Origin of the sequence: Candidatus Finniella inopinata, from assembly GCF_004210305.1 — a bacterium.
In the GTDB taxonomy this organism is placed as follows: domain Bacteria; phylum Pseudomonadota; class Alphaproteobacteria; order Paracaedibacterales; family CAIULA01; genus Finniella; species Finniella inopinata_A.
Map to the genome: position 1 here is coordinate 66,320 of NZ_SCFB01000001.1, position 17,029 is coordinate 83,348.

The window sequence follows — 17,029 nt, forward strand, 5'->3', positions numbered from 1 at the left end:
TATTTTAGTATTATGATTTTCATTGGTATCCTCTCTACAGCAAAAATAAACCATCAATCCATATTGATTCCTGTGGAAAAGCGTACCGATTGTCGGGTGATTGCAGTGGCTTCGCGGAGTCCACATAAAGCGACTGCCTATGCAAAATTGCATGATATCCCTACAGCTTATGGGGCTTATCAAGATTTGTTAGATGACCCCAGAATTGCTGCTGTTTACATTTCCACTCCCAATTCGCTCCACGAGTTTTGGATACAAAAGGCTTTGCAGGCAGGCAAGCATGTTTTGTGCGAAAAGCCTGCATTTACTAGCAGTGGGATGGCGGAGTCGTTGAAAAAATTCGCTTTGTCTCGCAATCTTTTCCTTATGGAGGCGATGCACTATAGATATCATCCGGCCTTGAAGGATTTTTTTGCCTTATTAAGCGAAAGAATTTTGGGCGATATTCATTGTGTGAAAGTGACTCTTCGTTATTATCTGCCAATTGAAGGGGATGACATTCGTCTTAATCCCGATTTGAAGGGTGGCGTCCTAAAACACCTGGGCTGCTATTGTTTGGATGTGTTGACCACAGTGATTCAAAAGCCTTTGTCTTTTGACAACATCAACGTTGTCAAAAAAACACACAGTGTAGATCTAGAAACTTCAGGAACTCTTATCTCAAGTGATGGAAAGACGCGGGCTGAATTTCTTTGCGATTTTAGCGGGGATGTTTTTGAGTCAGAAATTCAAGTCGAAGGGGAAAATGGTTTCATGAACCTGAAATCGGGTATGAACCCGACAACTTTTGATATTGAAGCCCCCAAAGATGTGTGGACTTTAGAGACGAATCTTCCGATGAAGCCTTGTCTGTCTCTGGGTGATGGAAAGACAACGTATGATTTTCAGCTGGACGCTTTCATCGAAAGTCTTAAAAATGGCAGACTGGCGCCTGTAATTAACGAAAGAGCCTCAGAATTGCTGGTGCAAGGCGGGCACCTTGTGTCTTTGCAGATTTGATTCTTAGGGTCTGTTAAAAAACAAGCATCACACCTGGCATAAATGATTTTGAATAACCAGCTCAGCCTCTTCAACCGATGCAATCGTATGCCAATTCCCTTGGGGGTAAATGACAGCGGCAGGACCATGCTCACATACGCCTAAGCAGCCCGCTTTGTTGATGCGAATATTTTCTAGGCCCAATTCCTTAACGCGTGTTTTCATATAATTTAATATAGTGTCGGAGCCTTTTGACAGACAACACCCCAAGGGGTGACCGTCTGCTCGTTTATTTTGGCAAATAAAAACGTGGTTCTTGAAATTTGGATACATATTGACCAAAAAATGGTGCCCAGAAGAAGACTCGAACTTCCAAGGGCTTGCGCCCACTAATACCTGAAACTAGCGCGTCTACCAATTCCGCCATCTGGGCTTGATTGTATTCTATTAGGTAAAGAATTTAGGGCGGCTTTGTCAATTCATTATTAACCTTTTAAGCGCAAACTTAAAGATAAGACCAATTTCTTTCAGATCTCTTTCATGAAGTTTGGACATAGACAATTTTTTGCGCACATTTCCGCATTTTTAGGGACAGGGGTATTTTGGTTGGTCCTTGATGGCGGAATCTCATTCTTATTAAAGGGGACGGTCCACCCTGTTGTTCCAATGCATGCCATGGTGACTGCACTTCTGTCATTTGGCTTTTGTATTTTTAGGCGACGAGATTTAGAGCATGATTTCGGCCTTATTATGTTATTTCGACCCATTTCACCTGAATCATCCCTTGATGACGCAGTTCGAAATTCACAAATGAAAGGGACTCAAGGAAATGAATGAAATTCTTAAAGCTTGGGTTGTATTCTGCGGTTATGGGGTTTTTTACTTTGCCATCATTTCTTGTTTGGTGGGTATATGTTTAACGACTCTGCACATTATTGGCTTATTTACAAATTTTGATTTATTATTCAGTTATTATATTGTAATCAGCATCGCGATATGGACGTTATCGGTGCCTGTAGCCTTTTTAAAAAGTTTCAAAAGGGTTTAAAAAAACAAGAATAATTCAGTAAATTCTTTAAAACTTACTTCATCAAATGTAGACTGGGCCTATAAATTTTAAAGGTTCGGAAAAAATGCTGATTACCCCTGCTGTTAAAAAGATTTTAGGATATTACGAAAGCGATAATCCCGGTGTTAAAACCAATTTGGCCCGGTTGTTGATGCATGGCAAGTTGGCTGGCACGGGGAATCTTGTTATTTTGCCTGTTGACCAGGGGTTTGAACATGGGCCCGGGCGAAGTTATGCGGCAAACCCATCAGCCTATGATCCCCATTACCATTTCCAAATGGCTGTGGATGGTGGTCTGTCGGCTTATGCAGCGCCTTTAGGTTGGTTAGAGGCCGGCGCTGATACCTTTGCCGGTGCCGTTCCTACCATTTTAAAAATGAACAGCAGCAACAGTTTGTTATCAAAAGCGGTTGCACCTAATCAGGCCGTGACTGCCTCTATCGACGATGCTTTGCGATTAGGGTGCTCGGCTATTGGCTTTACGATTTACCCGGGATCTGACGATTCTTTAAGTATGTTTGAAGATATTCGTGAATTAGCGCACGAGGCGAAAAGCTGCGGTTTGGCCGTGATCATTTGGTCTTATGCTCGGGGAAGCATGACGAAGGAGGGTGAAACCGCCCTTGACGTCATAGCCTATGGCGCCCACATGGCAGCCCTTTTGGGGGCCCATGTCATCAAGGTGAAGTTACCGACCGCGCACCTGGAAATGCCCGAGGCCAAGCACCAATATCTGACCCATCACGTTAAAATTGATACTCTGGTCGACCGAGTTCGCCATGTGAAGGACTGTTGTTTCAATGGTCGCCGAATGGTTGTGTTTTCTGGGGGAGAAACCAAAGATATCCAAGATGTATTGGCGGATGCCAAGGCCATAAGGGCAGGGGGTGGTAATGGTTCCATCATTGGGCGCAATTGTTTTCAACGCCCCCATGCTGAAGCCATGAACTTGCTGGAAGAATTGACCAAAATTTATGCGTGATTGGTGGTTTGGTGTTTATAGTTGGTGGCGAGGCCAATTGGTCGGTTGTGATGACTTTGGGAACCGTTATTATGAACATCGAAAGTATTCTAATAAAAGTTTAAAGTATCGACGGTGGGTGGTTTACAAGGGATTCGAAGACGCATCCAAAGTACCCGCCGATTGGCACGGCTGGTTGCATTATCGAACGGATGAGCTGCCTGCCATAGATCAACCCTATTCCTGGATCAAACCCCACTTGCCCAACTTAACGGGGACAAATTTGTCCCCCCGATCGAAACGACAATTCCCTCAAACGGCGAAAGATTATGAATCCTGGAGACCTTAAAATCGTCACTGAAGACACCGGTGGGCAGCGACTTGATAAGTTTCTGGCTGTTGAGTACCCTGAATACAGCCGCAGTCGATTCCAGGCTTGGATAGAGCAGGGCTGCGTGACCAAAGACGGCTCTCCCTTTCATGATTGCAGTTACAAGGTAAAAATGGGGGAAGGTTATCAGATCAATCCTCCACCGGCCGTTGACGCGATCCCACAACCGCAAGACATTGAGCTTGATGTGATTTATGAGGACGATGATGTTTTGGTGATTAATAAAGCACCAGGATTGGTTGTTCATCCAGCACCTGGTCACCATGATGAAACGTTGGTGAATGCTTTGTTGGCCCATTGCGGTGATTCGTTGTCGGGTATTGGCGGCGTTAAAAGGCCTGGCATTGTGCATCGGCTGGACAAAGATACCAGTGGCCTTATGGTCATTGCAAAAAATGATTGGGCGCATCAGCATTTATCCAAACAGTTTGAGCCTAAAATTCTGGAAACGGACAAAAACCGCACTTTAAAAAGGATGTACGAGGGGTTGGTTTGGGGTTGTCCCCTTGCCCCAAAGGGTGTGATTGAAACGTATCTTTATCGCCATCCGCGCAATCGACAAAAAATGGCAGTCAGTACAACAGATACGGGTCGTTTTTCTCGTACACATTATAAGGTGGAGGCGACAAGGGATTTTGGAACTGCTAGGAAGCCCGTTAACGTTTCTTGGGTTCTGTTTACCCTTGACACGGGTCGTACCCATCAAATTCGTATTCACAGCCAGCATGCCGGTTTCCCTATCCTTGGTGATCCGCTTTATGGGCAGAGGTCATCAACGGCTTTGCTGAAATATTGCCCTGAAAGTTTTGGGTCATTTAACCGACAGGCCCTTCACGCCAGAGAATTGCAGTTTATCCACCCCCGCTCTAACGAAGTCATGAATTTTAGGGCCCCGGCGCCAACGGATTTTTTAGAGTTATTAAACGAAGTTTTGGATGGGTAGTCTATACCCAATTGAGATCATTTCCCGGGTATTTCTGTTTGATCTTTTCCCCATAAACTGTGGCTCAAAATCCTTACGTAGCTGGCTATGCGCGGTTTTTTTACCTTGTTTCTGGAAAAATATCTTTCATAAAAATCCCGCAAAATGATCTGAATTGGGTATATTGAGGGCTTTCTCATGAAAAAAATGAGTGTGGCTTGCTTTAATCATTTTTTAACGTTCCTCATGATAGTCTGATTGTGGTTGGAGCTAGAAACACTCACACATCGGTGGGTGCATGATTGGGCATATAAAAGCCCCCTTGTGATTTTTTCACAAGGTTACCTTGTTGAGCTGACGAAGCGCTTTGTCACCATAGACGAATTTTCACCGGATTGGAACCCGGTGACGAGATGTGCCCAAAAATCGAGAGATTTAGCGGCAGAGGTAGGTTATGTTGAGGTGGAGCGGTTGGGTGGGTGCCGTTTTTTTTGGGATTGCCAGGTGGGCCCCAAATAATGTCAGTATTGTGCCAGGTCTCAGGTCTCAGGTCTCAGGTCTCAGGTCTCAGGAATGCTAAAACTTTTTTCATTACTGTGGGCAGGGCTTGTTGGTCAAGGGCCTTGGTGTCGGCCCAAAAGCCCGTTGGAAAGCCTAGGATTTCTTCTGGATCCTTGGTCGTTTCATATACGCTTAGGTTCAGGTGAAAATGGGTGAACGTATGTTTAACTATGCCGCGCCACAAACCATCGTGAACCAGCTCGGTTGGTTGCTCTGCCCACGCAGTCCCTGGCACTTCAATCATGCCCCCCAAAAGCCCTTTCTCTGGACGGCGCCTCAGCCAAATCTGGCCCTGCTTATTCATCGTCAAAAACGCACAACCATAACGGGTGGGCTTTGGCGGCTTAACGGCTTTGATGGGTAACGTGTGTTGCAGGCTGTCCTCGTAGCCTTTGCATAAACTTCTCAAGGGGCATCTGTCGCAGCGCGGCTGTTGGGGGCGGCAGATCATGGATCCTAAATCCATCAGGCTTTGCGCAAAATCACCCGGTCGATCATCGGCCGCCAATAATAACGCTTTTTCAGCGACTGTTTTCTTCAACATCGGCAGCGCTTGAGTCAACCCAAAAACGCGGGCCACCACCCGAATCACATTTCCATCGACCGGCACAACGGGCTGGTCAAAGGCTATTGATGCGATGGCTTTGGCAGTATAATCACCAACGCCTGGAAGCTTCCTAAGATCATCGGGCGTTTGCGGAAAGGACGGCAGGTCAGCCAACTGCCCCAAAGCCTTGTGCAGATTTCGAGCACGACTGTAATACCCCAGACCTTGCCACGCGACCAGAACGTCATCCAACGACGCCTTAGCCATCGCTTCCAACGTTGGCCACTGGCCAATAAAGCGTTCAAAATAGGCAATCACGGTGGCCACTGTTGTTTGCTGCAACATGATCTCGCTAAGCAACACGTGATAGGGGTTGGGTTTTTGACCCTTTAAGGCTCGCCAGGGCAGGGTGCGCCGGTTGCTGTCATACCAATGCAGCAGACGATGACGAAAGGCAGCTATATCCATATTGACAGATGGCCATTTTGTAAGGTTAATGAATCTAACAATGCCAACAATAAAAGGTTCTGCCATCGCAAAGCAATATCCAAGATTTTCACGGGCTGGCCGCTCTCTGGGGGTGGTGATGGGCAAGGTGATGACCCCGGTTTGTCGCCAACAGGGGTTGATAACGGCTGACCTGGTGTTGGAATGGCCGCGGGTTGTGGGAGCAGAATTGGCCAATGTGTCCCAGGTCCTAAAAATCAGTTTCAGTGCGGGGCGACGTCAACAGGGGTGCTTGCACCTGCAAACCAGCAGTACGATGGCAGCCGTCCTGACATACAGCCAGGCCACGATTATTGAGCGGGTGAACCAATATTATGGCTATCAGGCGATTGACCGCGTTCGGGTATTTCATAAGCCTTTGTCTGGGGTCGTGCCTATCAAGAAGACGGCCACCCTTGTAAAGGCGCCGCTGCCAGAGGCGTGGCAGGGTTTGTTGCAGGACGTCTCGGATGACAGTCTGAAGCAGGCCTTGGAAAATCTGGCCACCTCTTTGCAGGCTAGGGTTTCTTAGGTGTTAACCAAACAAGATTTGATTGACGATCTGGCGTCTGGCTGTAAATCGCCACAGCAGTTTCGTATTGGTACTGAACACGAACAGTTTGTGTTTTTAAAGGGTCATGGGCGCGCGCCTTACCAGTCTATTTGGCAGATTTTGGAAAGCCTGCAGGCATTTGGCTGGCAACCTGTCATGGAAAACGATTATTTGATTGGGCTGCAATCGCCAAACACCCAGGCGGCCATTAGTTTGGAACCTGGTGGGCAGTTTGAATTATCGGGGGCGCCGTTTAAAACGGTGCATGAGACGTATCAAGAATTGGTGACGCATCAACAGCAGGTGGCCGTGGTCAGTCAGGATCTGGGTCTGAAATTTCAGGCTGTGGGGTTTGACCCTTTTAACAAACGGGAAGACGTCCCCTGGATGCCAAAGGCGCGCTATGACCTGATGCGGCGGTATATGCCGACCCGGGGGGATCTGGGCCTGGATATGATGACGCGTACCTGCACCGTTCAGGCCAATTTGGATTATCAGTCAGAGGCGGACATGGTGACCAAAATGCGCGTGGGTATGGCGCTGCAGCCGATGGTGACGGCGTTGTTTGCCAATTCTGGGCAAGTGGAGGGTCAACAGACCGATTATCAGTCGTACCGGTCTCAGATTTGGCAAGACACCGACCCCGACCGCACGGGCATATTGGCGTTTGTGTTTGAGCGCGGCATGGGGTTTGAACGGTACGTGGATTATATGCTGACGGTGCCGATGTATTTCGTGAAAAGGGATGGGGCGTATATTGATGCCACGGGGCAATCATTTGCCGATTTTATGCAGGGGAAATTGCCGGCCCTGCCTAGCGAATACCCAACTTTACAGGATTGGCATGACCACTTAAGCACAGCCTTTCCCGAGGTGCGGTTAAAGCATTACCTGGAAATGCGGGGCGCCGACAGTGGGTCCCTTGAACAACTGATTGCTCTGCCGGCGTTGTGGGTTGGCCTGTTGTATGACAAGGACAGTTTAAGCGCCGTGGCGGATTTAACCAAAGACTGGACGTATGGCGAAGTGCAAGACCTTTACCAACGGATTCCAAAACAGGGGATGAAGGCGGTTTTTAAGGGGTCGCCGTTGGAAACGTGGCTTCAACAGGTGTTGGCCATCAGCCACGCAGGCCTTTCCCGCCGGCAGTTTTATAATGGCGAAGGCCAGACAGAGGCCATTTATTTGGAACCGTTTATGAGTATAGGGCCTCCGCGATAACGAAGACCCTTTTAACATAGAATGATCTATTTAGCCTTGTTGGGTCACTGTTGCTCCGTTAGCATTCATTTTGACAACGGCTCCATCAGGAGTAGTATATGTACCATAGCTGGCCACACTAGCCGTAACAGGGGCAGTCGTAATACTGGGTGGTGGAACGATGAAGAGTCTATTTTGTGTGCCACTGGTATATTCCCATGTCTGTACGCCAGTATTATTAGAGTTTGTAGCCGTGCTGCTAACAGTATCCATCCCAATGCCCCTTACTCCTAACACATTTTGGTATACAAGAGGCAAGCCGGAGGGGAATCGCAGGGGAAGAGTTGACCACCGAGCCCCTGAGTTGGTTGAAGGCAGCATCACATTCAAAAGGTCAGGACGTATGCTCCAGCTTCCCAGTATAGGGTGATTACCAGCGATGGCAACTTGCTGCCCTGACGGCGGAATTGCATTGGAGGTGAACGTCACAGTGCAGGCCGTTTGTGGTATTTGAGCAGATGTGAGAACAAAAAACTTTGCGTCACCAGCTGGAACCGACACAGTAGAGAGACCTGACAGTGTAGTGAAATTGTTATAAGAGTAGCCAGGCGTTGTTGTGTAAGAACTGTTGGTAGTCCAGCCTATTGTGTAAGATGTTCCAGTTGATCCACTAGGTACTACTTCCTGGTACCCTCCACCAGGAATGTAGTAGGAAAGTGGCACCCAGTTAGGAGTTGTTATGGATTTTCCTGGGCTGCCAATAGTATTTCCTAGGGCGTGTCATCAATTGAATAAGTCATAGATTTCTGTTTTAATTGAGAAAAATTTTACGAGGTTTTTTTCGGTGAGACGCTACGCATTACGGGATGATCAATGGGATCGCATTAAGGGTATGCTACCTGGAAGGGAAGGATATGTTGGTGCAACAGCAAAAGACAATCGCCTATTTATAGAAGCCGTTCTATATCGATATCGAGCTGGAATTCCGTGGCGTGATTTACCGGAACGTTTTGGGGATTTTAGAGTTATTCATCTACGCCATTCGAGGTGGAGCCAATCAGGTGTGTGGAAGAAAATTTTTGAGCTATTAAGCCAAGATGCTGACAATGAATACGCTATGATTGATTCAAGTATAGTGCGTGCTCATCAGCACAGTGCTGGTGCTAAAAAAAAGAATTCTCAGCTGACCAAGCGATTGGACGAAGCAAAGGAGGATTAAGCACCAAAATTCATGCCACCTGTGATGCGTTGGGAAATCCAACAGGGTTTTATTTAACAGCCGGACAAGATCACGATTTAGAAGGTGCCGATGCCTTAATAGATAACCTTACGCAAGCTGGTGCCGTCTTAGCTGACAAGGCTTATGACGCAGACGAACGTATGAGAAAAAAACTTGAAGAGAAAGGATGTGAGGCGGTCATTCCCCCAAAAAAGAATAGGATCAACCCTTGTTCGTATGATAAAGACCTCTACAAGGCCCGGCACCTCATCGAAAACTTCTTCGCCAAACTTAAACAATACAGAGCCATAGCCACTCGATATGATAAAACAGCTCGAAACTTCCTGGGAGCCATACATTTGGTTGCTGCGGCTATTTGGCTTAATTGATGACACGCCCTAGTGTTGTTTTTAAATTATCACTGGCTAATTTATTTATATCATTTAAAGTTGTCGTATAAGGATCTCCTCCATTATTGATGATAACAAAACCATGCTGACGAGCGATCAATAGAACGTTACTGGGGCTGCCTACTGTGTTAGACAAAGTGGATACATATTCGTGAGGTGCATTGTATTGTTCCATCCGTGTGCGAAAGCTCAAAGCCTGTTCAATTAATGTATTGCTGTCCCTTTCATCTTCATATCGCAACACCATGGGCGAACCATTCCGTATTGAACACAAATAAGCAGTGGCCAATTGGGATTGTGCTGTATCATCACTGTTAATAGAGGTAGCGCTACTATTCTTGTAAAAGACCCCTGTCCCCGATAGTGTTCCGACCCCAGGATACATGTCTTGATTCACAGAAAAGGTAATCGCTGGCGTATTCCCCACAAGGGCCTTTGGCATGGCCATATTAGGGGGATTGCTCGAGCCTGGACCCATAAGACGCATGCTAGGATTAGAGAACCCAAAACTCATCCCACCTGCCGTCTTCGTAAAGCTGGTGGCCAACTGCTTTTGCAGTGCAAAATCTTCCAGGGGCAGGGTAGGGGCAAGGATTACCGCATCGCCTGAAGGATCGTCACGATTTGTTTTGTTTGAATCCTCTCCAAAACCCAAGGGGAACGATGGTGTCTGTGATGACCCCTGACCGATGGACTGTAAAACTGAAGACATGTTATCAAGAGATGACGACAATCCATAGATACGAATACCCGCAACGCCCATATCCTTTAACAGTTGCAAATATCCCGCAATCATCGTTTGCACCGCAGGCTGATTGGTGTCAAGGGTATCGGAATAGTAGGTGGTGGTGGAATAGGCAGGATTAGCAAGTGTTGTTGGTGTCTGCTTAAAGAAATTAACCGTTGGAGAAGGGGTAGTAGTAACAATGGTGGTTCCAGAGGCACTTACAGTAGTCGTCACCTTCATATTTCCTGTAGTCAAAGTAGACGGTCCACTGTTTCCAGTCGTAGAATTAGCGGTTGTCACAGTGTTAGTAACACTGGTTGTGGCAGCATATGATAAAGGCTCTGTAGAAAGCTTATAACTGTTTGGACTATAGTTAACGGCATATGTTGTCGCTCCGCTGGAAGACGTGGAAGGCGAACTGCCTAGACTACCACCTTGAAACCCAGTCTGATGGAAAACCACATCGACGATAACACCAAGTTTCAAAGCATTTGCAGCATTGATAAGTGTTGCTAAATCATTGGCAGATCCATAACGATCTGACCCCAAACGATACCCCACAACGGTTCCATCGTTTAACGTGTACCCATATTTGTAATAAGGCGTTTCAGGTAAGCCTAACGTTTGAAAGGCTGTGTTTAGATCGGTTTGATACGTATTCCCACCAGATGGTGCATAGCTTAAGTTACAAATATAAGGGTAATAAGCAAGGCTCCAAGAATTGTTTGGTGCCAGGGTTGTTGATGCTGTTGCCGTTGCTGATGTTAATATCGTTGATGCTGGTGTCGTTAAAGGTATTGTGACATTTGGGGGTGATACCAGGACGTGGGTGTACCCTTTTGCTGCAATTTGTGCCAACTTTGTGGTAGACGTGGATGGAGGGTTACCTAAAAGGGGGGTCGCGTCTGCTCCTGAAAAAGAAGCCGGCGCACTCGTCAGATTATAACCCAAATCAAACGCATGATAAATTCTGGGTCTTTCGGGTGTGTCTGCCGTATTAAAAAAAACAGGGCCATTTAAATTCGCCGACGTCACAGCACAGGCCGGAACGGCAAGGGTTGATAATAATAAGGCTGAACATAACGCCTTGATGTTATTCTTAGTCATTTGAATGCTCCAAAAAAATCGTATAAACAATTTTAAACATATACAAATGAATAAACAGTTAATGGTTTAATTTAATTTTGAGAGTATTCACTCATGGGAGCCTTCATGACCCTTTACGGACAATAAGGTCGAATTGTTCACCTCTTTACAGCCCATATGGTTTGTGTGGGGCCGCTTACTTTCTAGGAATGCAGCGTATTGAACAAAGTCTTTCTGTCTGTCCTGATGAAAGGCCTACTACTTCTTTGGTTCAAATACAGCAGGATCGTTTGACAGATAAGTGGCTAGAAATGAAGCTGAAGCTGGTGTATGCCATGGGGTTTGTGGTGGGCGAGCTGAATCTGGTTGTAAATCTTTTAAATCTGTACTTGGATCGAAAGTAATTTTTGAATGATGATGAATTAACATTTTTCTCTTTCTTGTCTCCCGGACTCGATGCCTTTGTCTGGGTTAACTCTTCTTGTACGGTTGTAACGCATTTACTTTGAGTAATATCTGGATCATATAAAACTGTATCATCGTCACTGCTGGTGGCAACAACGGCGCTTAAGCCCGCTGAAAGTGTTAGCAACAAAACGGCCATGGAATAAGGCCAACGACGATTGATTTTAGGCGCGCGTATCTGCACGATGTATACTCCTGTTTTGTGTTTAGAGAGTAATTAGTATGCATGATAATTCTTAAGATAGCGTTACTAATGTAGAGGTTTTTAAGAAAAATTTAGTGAAAGTTCAGCAATCGCCCGAATCTTTCTCTGAGATTGGCTCGATCCTATCTTTCTTTTAAAAACTCCTCTAGGCTTGTCCATTTTTTAGTGGTGGTGACGCCATTGATAGTGTGACTCGATGTTGCGCTGAAATTATTGGATCGGCTCTTCCAGTTTTTCACTATAGATAGCAGGAGCTCGACGGCGAGCTGAACATACGTTTTTTCATTATTTAAAAGGAGGAAACTGTCCATTTTCATAGTGCTCTGCTTAGCAGGTTCTTTTGTCAAAAGAGTATGGATTTTCTTAATGTAAGTTGGTTCGGGGGTTGAAAGGATTGTTTTCAAGATATCTTCTGTCAGTCCGCTAATATACGATTTTTTTAGATTGTTTTCGGCGATTGCAGGGACCAGCCCTTTTAATGGCCAATCGAAGCACACCTGTCGTATGAAAATGCCCCTATTCCCCAGCTCGTCGTCGGACTTTAAGTTTGTGGGTGCCGAAACGCTTTGAAAAAGATCAGTTGCAGCAACTGTATAACTAATAATCGCCTGGGCTTTGATCAGATGATCCCTTATTCTTTCGTCCTCATTTGTTAGATTATAGCTTCGTCTGACGGCAACCAAATCAAGAACGTCGACTTTACCGGAAGTACTATAATGCAATGTGGTCGTTACAGCCAAAGCCTTGACCAGAATTTCATATTCAGATGCTGTGGCGGGTGCTTCGCGAAATCCATACTTACCACCTGTGGCAAAGAAATAAGCCAGCGCGTTTTTTGTGTGGTCTTTCACAATATCAGAAGCAGTCTGGGGCACATTGGACAAATTCCGAATATGGTCCATCAAAGGAATTCCCTTTGCCTCAAACTCTCTCCAATATTCAGAATCGGCAGCATGCCCGATTGTCAAGGTCATGACCAGCGCCAAGCCTATCCATTTCAGTGTTTTAAATTTCATATTTCTCTCTGTTTTGAATGCAATTAAATGAACGTGGTGCAAGCAAAAAGCCCCCCCTTTTTTTTAGGGGGAGGGGGGTAAGGAGGTTAGGAATACAAAACTTTTGCAATACCAATTTTTTTCATTTCATTAATCAGTTGCTCATCGGACCATCTTCCATCAAGGCAGATGTCGCCGTATTGAAATGTTCCAGTATTTGTTAGAGGAAAACCAAACATACTGGTGACGATGGCACCGTCGGCTCTGCGTTCCAGGGAGCGTCCATCTGAAAACACGATTTTCGTAAGACGTTTCCCGGTGGTTGTCGTCTGCAGAGCAGCCGCCTGAGGAAAAACTAGTCTCAAAACCGCTTTGATATCGTCTATATCTTTTTGATGTATAGCATCAACTGCCTTTTTGTCATGGGCTGAAACGATTTTCTTCAGAAGAGGCAAGGTGACCCCGTTAATGTATAAGGATAGCAAATCATTTTCGCTTTTTGTAGAGGATGACATGCTTGCCAGAGGTCCAGCATAAACCTGTGTCGCTATGGCAAAGGTTTGGTTTACTATTATTTTTTGAACGTCCTGTTTAATATCCTTCCAGGAAAAATTGGGGTTTTGTTTTTGCAACTCTGATGTACAAGAATGGAAAGTACTTGCAGAAATTGTATAACCAATAATTGCATGAGCATGAATCAAATGATTCTGTATCGATTGATCTTCTGTTCTTAGGTTATAATTTCTTCTGACAGCAACCAAATCAAGAATGGGCTGTTGTTCCTCTTTAAAATAATGAAACGCGGTCGTTACCGCCAAAGCCTTGACCAGAATTTCATATTCAGACTCTGTGGCAGGTTCTTCGCGAAATCCATACTTACCACCCGTGGCAAAGAAATAAGCCAGCGCGTTTTTTGTGTGGTCTATTTCATCATCAGTTGCATGCTCCAAGTTAGACAACTCTTGAATATGTTGCATAAGAGGAATTCCCTTTGCCTCAAACTCCCTCCAATATTCAGAATCGGCAGCATGCCCCGTTGTCAAGGTCATGACCAGCGCCAAGCCTATCCATTTTAGTGTTTTAAATTTCATATTTTTCTCCATTTTAAAAGTAATTTTGTCACGTGTTTTTATATGTCGTCACTTCTTCAATTTGCAATCACTATTTGTGCGGGGCCATAAAGTTATCACCAATCATGTTCCGCCGGCTCGCTTTTTGTCTCGTGATCGTCATCCTGGCCGTTTTCTGTCGATTGATTAGAAGAGGAAGGATGAAATAAACACCTTAGTGAATTGGTTTTATTTGAAAAACTATTGAGGGAGCGGGGTCTGTGCCGTGAGGCTGAATTTTCTGTTCCCGATTGGACGTTAAAACTCGTCGAATCGTGAGCGCATCTTCGAAAGGTTATTGAAGCGTGACTTGATAATCCCGATTGGTCAGGAAAATTCCGGTCCACGACTTCCTTAATGTCGTGTAAACAATTGTCATCTATTTCCCCATCATATGTCGGTGATACAACCGACACGATTGCTTGTACAACAGGCACTGTCAGCAAGTTAAGATAGGTTGATTTCAAATTTTCTGTTGAGGGTTTCGTGGAAAGCTTTTGCAACGGCACAAGATAATCATTTTTTGTATGATTCTGAAGTTGTACTATAAATCCTGCTGAATCAGGGTCAAAATAAGATGGCATCCAACGGGCATGGGCCATAATCGCCTGAGCCTGAATCAGGTGGTTTTGGGTTCTTTCATCTTCTGTTGTCAATCCACAATCTCTTCTAATTTGAACCAAATCAAGCGCCGATGAGGCATTATGCAAAGCTGTCGTTACAGCCAAAGCTTTTACCAAAACATCATATTCAGTGGCTGTGGCGGGTTCTTTGCGAAAGCCGTATTTACCACCGGTGGCAAAGAAATAAGCCAGCGCGTTTTTTGTGTGGTTTTTTACAGTTGTTGGGGCAGCTTCGGAAACGTTGGATAAATTTTGAATATGTTGCATCAGGGGAATTTTTTTTGCCTCAAATTCTGTCCAATATTCAGAATCGGCTGCATGCCCCGTTGTCAAGGTCATGGCCAGCGCCAAGCCCATCCATTTTAGTGTTTTAAATTTCATATTTTCCTCCGTTTTGAATGCAATTAAATGAACGTGGTACTGGCAAAAACCCCTCCCCCCGTTTTTTTTGGGGGGGGATTAAGGGTTTTAGGAATATAATTTATCCACAATACCAAGATGTAGCACGGCGGCAATAAGTTGTTCATCAGACCAACTGCTGTCCAGAACCAACCTGTCTATTGTAAGATTCTTTCCAGTCTTTGTGCCACCAGCCATATTTGTTCTGATATAACCAGTATCCGTGCGTTTTACATAAATATTCTTAAACAATCTAATTTCTCGAAGACGTTCGCCGGACGTACTCTTCGGTGAGTATTCAGTCCAATCGTGAGTAAAAAATGTTTGGATTAGATTTGTGTGCTCACTAATGCTGGCAGCTAAATTTGGGGCTACGACTGAGGCGATCACTTTAGGAAGAGGTAACGTAAAGCCATGGCTGTACATCTTTTTTAAATCTGCAGGATCGCGTCTCGTTGGCAAAACGGTTAACGTTCTCATATATTCCTCCCGCGATATGTAACCATATACACGCAGGTTTTCCACAACATTTTCCGGAATCTTTTGCAATTGCAGATCTGAATTTTCTCGTTTTAGCAGCTTCATATCTTTAGAATAAAGTAATACAGAATGCGTGTAGCTTATAATGGATTGGGCATGAATAAAGTGATTTTGTAGGGCAGGGTCGTTCGCTAATTTATAATCAGCCTGTCTGATTTTGGCCAAATTCAGGTGAGGAATGTTTTGCGCCTTATGATCAGGGCCTCGTGGTTTATCATAATGAAGCTGCGTCATCACCGTCAAAGCCTTGACCAGAATTTCATATTCAGAAGCCGTAGCTGGCTCTGTGCGGAAGCCATATTTACCACCTGTGGCGAAGAAATAAATTAGTGCCTCTTTTGCGTGGTTTTTTAGAGTATCATTGTAATGCGACTTCATATCAGATAAATCTTGAATATGCTGCATAAGTGGGACTCTTCTTTGTTCAAATTCAGTCCAATAGACAGGATCTTTGGCGTGCGCTGTACTTAAAGTCATGGCCAGCGCCAAGCCTATCCATTTTAATGTTTTAAATTTCATCTATTTGCTCGTCTAAAAACGTTGTTCCCTATCCTTAATATGGTCTTACCTCTTCATCTTTCAATCATTATTTTGTATATTGTGTCAACTGTGCCGTTTTTAAGGTTTATTTTGTGAAGCATCCTGATATTTCTGTTGTCATCCCTGTTTATAACGAGGCTGATACGCTGCCTATTTTATGTGAACGGCTGTTTAAAAGCTTGGATGCCTTGGGCAGAACGTACGAAGTTATTTTTACCAATGATGGCAGTAAGGATAACTCTCTGGCTGTTTTAAAAGGATATCATGAACAACATCCCGATACGGTGCGCATCATCGATTTTCATGGCAACTATGGTCAGCATATGGCGATTATGGCGGCCTTTGAAAAAAGCCGGGGTAGGGTGGTTATTAATTTGGACGCTGATTTGCAGAACCCGCCTGAGGAGATTTATAAGCTTTTAGAAAAGATTGACGCGGGTCATGATTACGTGGGCAGTTATCGTGACAGCCGTAAGGATAATGTCTTTCGCACGTATATCTCTAAATTTATGAATTGGATACGTGCCAGTATTACTGACATCCACATGCGCGACCAGGGGTGCATGTTTCGTGCCTATAGTCGGCATATTATTGACAAGATTGTGGCATCCCACGAACGGTCAACGTTTATCCCCGCCCTTGGTTATAAATTTGCCATAAACCCCGCAGAGATAGAAATGCGCCATGAACCACGCGCAGCCGGTGAATCAAAATACAGTCTTTATCATCTGATACGGGTCAGTTTTGATTTGATCACCAGTTTTTCTTTGGTTCCCCTGCAGCTGTTTACCTTATTTGGTATGGTGGTTTCGCTTGGCAGTGGATTGTTGGTTTTTTACATGCTGCTGCGGCGTTTGTTCATCGGGCCCGAGGCTGAAGGTGTTTTTACCCTGTTCGCCATCCTTTTCTTTTTAATCAGCGTAGTGATCATGGGCATAGGTCTGGTGGGCGAATATTTGGGGCGGGTCTTCCAAAGTTTAAGCCAGCGGCCAAGGTTTATTATTCGTGAAATGGTTGAGAATAAAACGGAGGGTTAAGCATCG

At 45.1% G+C, this 17,029-nt stretch carries 19 protein-coding genes and 1 tRNA gene; 10 read left to right on the plus strand and 10 right to left on the minus strand.

Annotated features, from left to right (window positions below; all coding sequences use genetic code 11):
* Positions 1 to 12 precede the first annotated feature (12 nt).
* Complete coding sequence (locus tag EQU50_RS00350) at positions 13 to 999, plus strand: Gfo/Idh/MocA family protein (protein WP_130153186.1); 987 nt, start codon at positions 13 to 15, stop codon at positions 997 to 999.
* Between the two features lie 27 nt (positions 1,000 to 1,026).
* Here EQU50_RS00350 and EQU50_RS08420 read toward each other — a convergent pair whose 3' ends face one another.
* Together EQU50_RS08420 and EQU50_RS00360 are read right to left on the minus strand one after the other, a co-directional pair.
* A complete protein-coding gene (locus tag EQU50_RS08420; protein WP_207216264.1) occupies positions 1,027 to 1,203 on the minus strand; it encodes a (2Fe-2S) ferredoxin domain-containing protein in 177 nt (58 codons plus the stop codon).
* A 121-nt stretch (positions 1,204 to 1,324) separates the two neighbouring features.
* Positions 1,325 to 1,411, minus strand: a tRNA-Leu gene (locus EQU50_RS00360).
* Positions 1,412 to 1,518: 107 nt separating this feature from the next.
* Between EQU50_RS00360 and EQU50_RS00365 the strand changes: the two genes are divergently transcribed.
* The 5 genes from EQU50_RS00365 (at position 1,519) to EQU50_RS00385 (ending at position 4,840) form a co-directional block, all read left to right on the plus strand.
* Complete coding sequence (locus EQU50_RS00365) at positions 1,519 to 1,815, plus strand: hypothetical protein (RefSeq protein ID WP_130153188.1); 297 nt, start codon at positions 1,519 to 1,521, stop codon at positions 1,813 to 1,815.
* Positions 1,816 to 2,111: 296 nt separating this feature from the next.
* Positions 2,112 to 3,029 carry a class I fructose-bisphosphate aldolase gene (locus EQU50_RS00370; RefSeq protein WP_130153189.1) on the plus strand — a complete coding sequence of 306 codons (918 nt, stop codon included), beginning with the start codon at positions 2,112 to 2,114 and terminating at the stop codon, positions 3,027 to 3,029.
* Entirely contained in the window at positions 3,022 to 3,357 is a 336-nt protein-coding gene (locus tag EQU50_RS00375; RefSeq protein WP_130153190.1) for an NADH-ubiquinone oxidoreductase subunit NDUFA12 family protein, read from the plus strand. The genes EQU50_RS00370 and EQU50_RS00375 overlap by 8 nt, the downstream gene beginning before the upstream one ends.
* On the plus strand, positions 3,338 to 4,342 hold the full coding sequence (locus EQU50_RS00380; protein WP_130153191.1) for an RluA family pseudouridine synthase: 1,005 nt from the start codon (positions 3,338 to 3,340) through the stop codon (positions 4,340 to 4,342). Before EQU50_RS00375 ends, EQU50_RS00380 begins: the two co-directional genes overlap by 20 nt.
* Positions 4,343 to 4,645: 303 nt before the next feature.
* Entirely contained in the window at positions 4,646 to 4,840 is a 195-nt protein-coding gene (locus EQU50_RS00385) for a hypothetical protein (RefSeq protein ID WP_130153192.1), read from the plus strand.
* A 34-nt stretch (positions 4,841 to 4,874) separates the two neighbouring features.
* On the opposite strand, the gene EQU50_RS00390 is transcribed toward EQU50_RS00385, so the two are convergent.
* Complete coding sequence (locus tag EQU50_RS00390; RefSeq protein ID WP_207216265.1) at positions 4,875 to 5,963, minus strand: A/G-specific adenine glycosylase; 1,089 nt, start codon at positions 5,961 to 5,963, stop codon at positions 4,875 to 4,877.
* On the opposite strand from EQU50_RS00390, the gene EQU50_RS00395 reads away from it, so the two are divergent.
* Entirely contained in the window at positions 5,938 to 6,447 is a 510-nt protein-coding gene (locus EQU50_RS00395; RefSeq protein ID WP_165380269.1) for a DUF721 domain-containing protein, read from the plus strand. The genes EQU50_RS00390 and EQU50_RS00395 overlap by 26 nt on opposite strands.
* Positions 6,448 to 7,689: a glutamate--cysteine ligase gene (locus tag EQU50_RS00400; RefSeq protein WP_130153194.1), complete on the plus strand. Its 1,242-nt coding sequence runs from the start codon at positions 6,448 to 6,450 to the stop codon at positions 7,687 to 7,689.
* Between the two features lie 30 nt (positions 7,690 to 7,719).
* On the opposite strand, the gene EQU50_RS00405 is transcribed toward EQU50_RS00400, so the two are convergent.
* Positions 7,720 to 8,229, minus strand: coding sequence for a carbohydrate-binding module family 20 domain-containing protein (locus EQU50_RS00405; protein WP_165380270.1), 510 nt, complete (start codon positions 8,227 to 8,229; stop codon positions 7,720 to 7,722).
* A gap of 283 nt (positions 8,230 to 8,512) precedes the next feature.
* On the opposite strand from EQU50_RS00405, the gene EQU50_RS00410 reads away from it, so the two are divergent.
* A protein-coding gene (locus tag EQU50_RS00410; RefSeq protein WP_130153196.1) for an IS5 family transposase occupies positions 8,513 to 9,276 on the plus strand; the annotation gives its coding sequence in 2 pieces (ribosomal slippage) (positions 8,513 to 8,845 and positions 8,848 to 9,276; 762 coding nt in all).
* Here EQU50_RS00410 and EQU50_RS00415 read toward each other — a convergent pair.
* From EQU50_RS00415 to EQU50_RS00440, 6 genes are all read right to left on the minus strand, one after another.
* Positions 9,269 to 11,131, minus strand: a complete 1,863-nt coding sequence (locus tag EQU50_RS00415; RefSeq protein WP_130153197.1) for an alpha-amylase family protein — start codon at positions 11,129 to 11,131, stop codon at positions 9,269 to 9,271. The genes EQU50_RS00410 and EQU50_RS00415 overlap by 8 nt on opposite strands.
* 250 nt (positions 11,132 to 11,381) lie before the next feature.
* Complete coding sequence (locus tag EQU50_RS00420; protein WP_130153198.1) at positions 11,382 to 11,759, minus strand: hypothetical protein; 378 nt, start codon at positions 11,757 to 11,759, stop codon at positions 11,382 to 11,384.
* 143 nt (positions 11,760 to 11,902) lie between these two features.
* Entirely contained in the window at positions 11,903 to 12,796 is an 894-nt protein-coding gene (locus tag EQU50_RS00425; RefSeq protein WP_130153199.1) for a hypothetical protein, read from the minus strand.
* A gap of 86 nt (positions 12,797 to 12,882) precedes the next feature.
* A complete protein-coding gene (locus EQU50_RS00430) occupies positions 12,883 to 13,866 on the minus strand; it encodes a hypothetical protein (protein ID WP_130153200.1) in 984 nt (327 codons plus the stop codon).
* 95 nt (positions 13,867 to 13,961) lie between these two features.
* Complete coding sequence (locus EQU50_RS00435) at positions 13,962 to 14,888, minus strand: hypothetical protein (RefSeq protein WP_130153201.1); 927 nt, start codon at positions 14,886 to 14,888, stop codon at positions 13,962 to 13,964.
* 87 nt (positions 14,889 to 14,975) lie between these two features.
* On the minus strand, positions 14,976 to 15,965 hold the full coding sequence (locus EQU50_RS00440; RefSeq protein WP_130153202.1) for a hypothetical protein: 990 nt from the start codon (positions 15,963 to 15,965) through the stop codon (positions 14,976 to 14,978).
* 113 nt (positions 15,966 to 16,078) lie between these two features.
* Here EQU50_RS00440 and EQU50_RS00445 point away from each other — a divergent pair, with 113 nt between their 5' ends.
* Positions 16,079 to 17,023 (plus strand): glycosyltransferase, encoded by a 945-nt coding sequence (locus tag EQU50_RS00445; protein WP_130153203.1) that lies wholly within the window; start codon positions 16,079 to 16,081, stop codon positions 17,021 to 17,023.
* Positions 17,024 to 17,029: the final 6 nt, after the last annotated feature.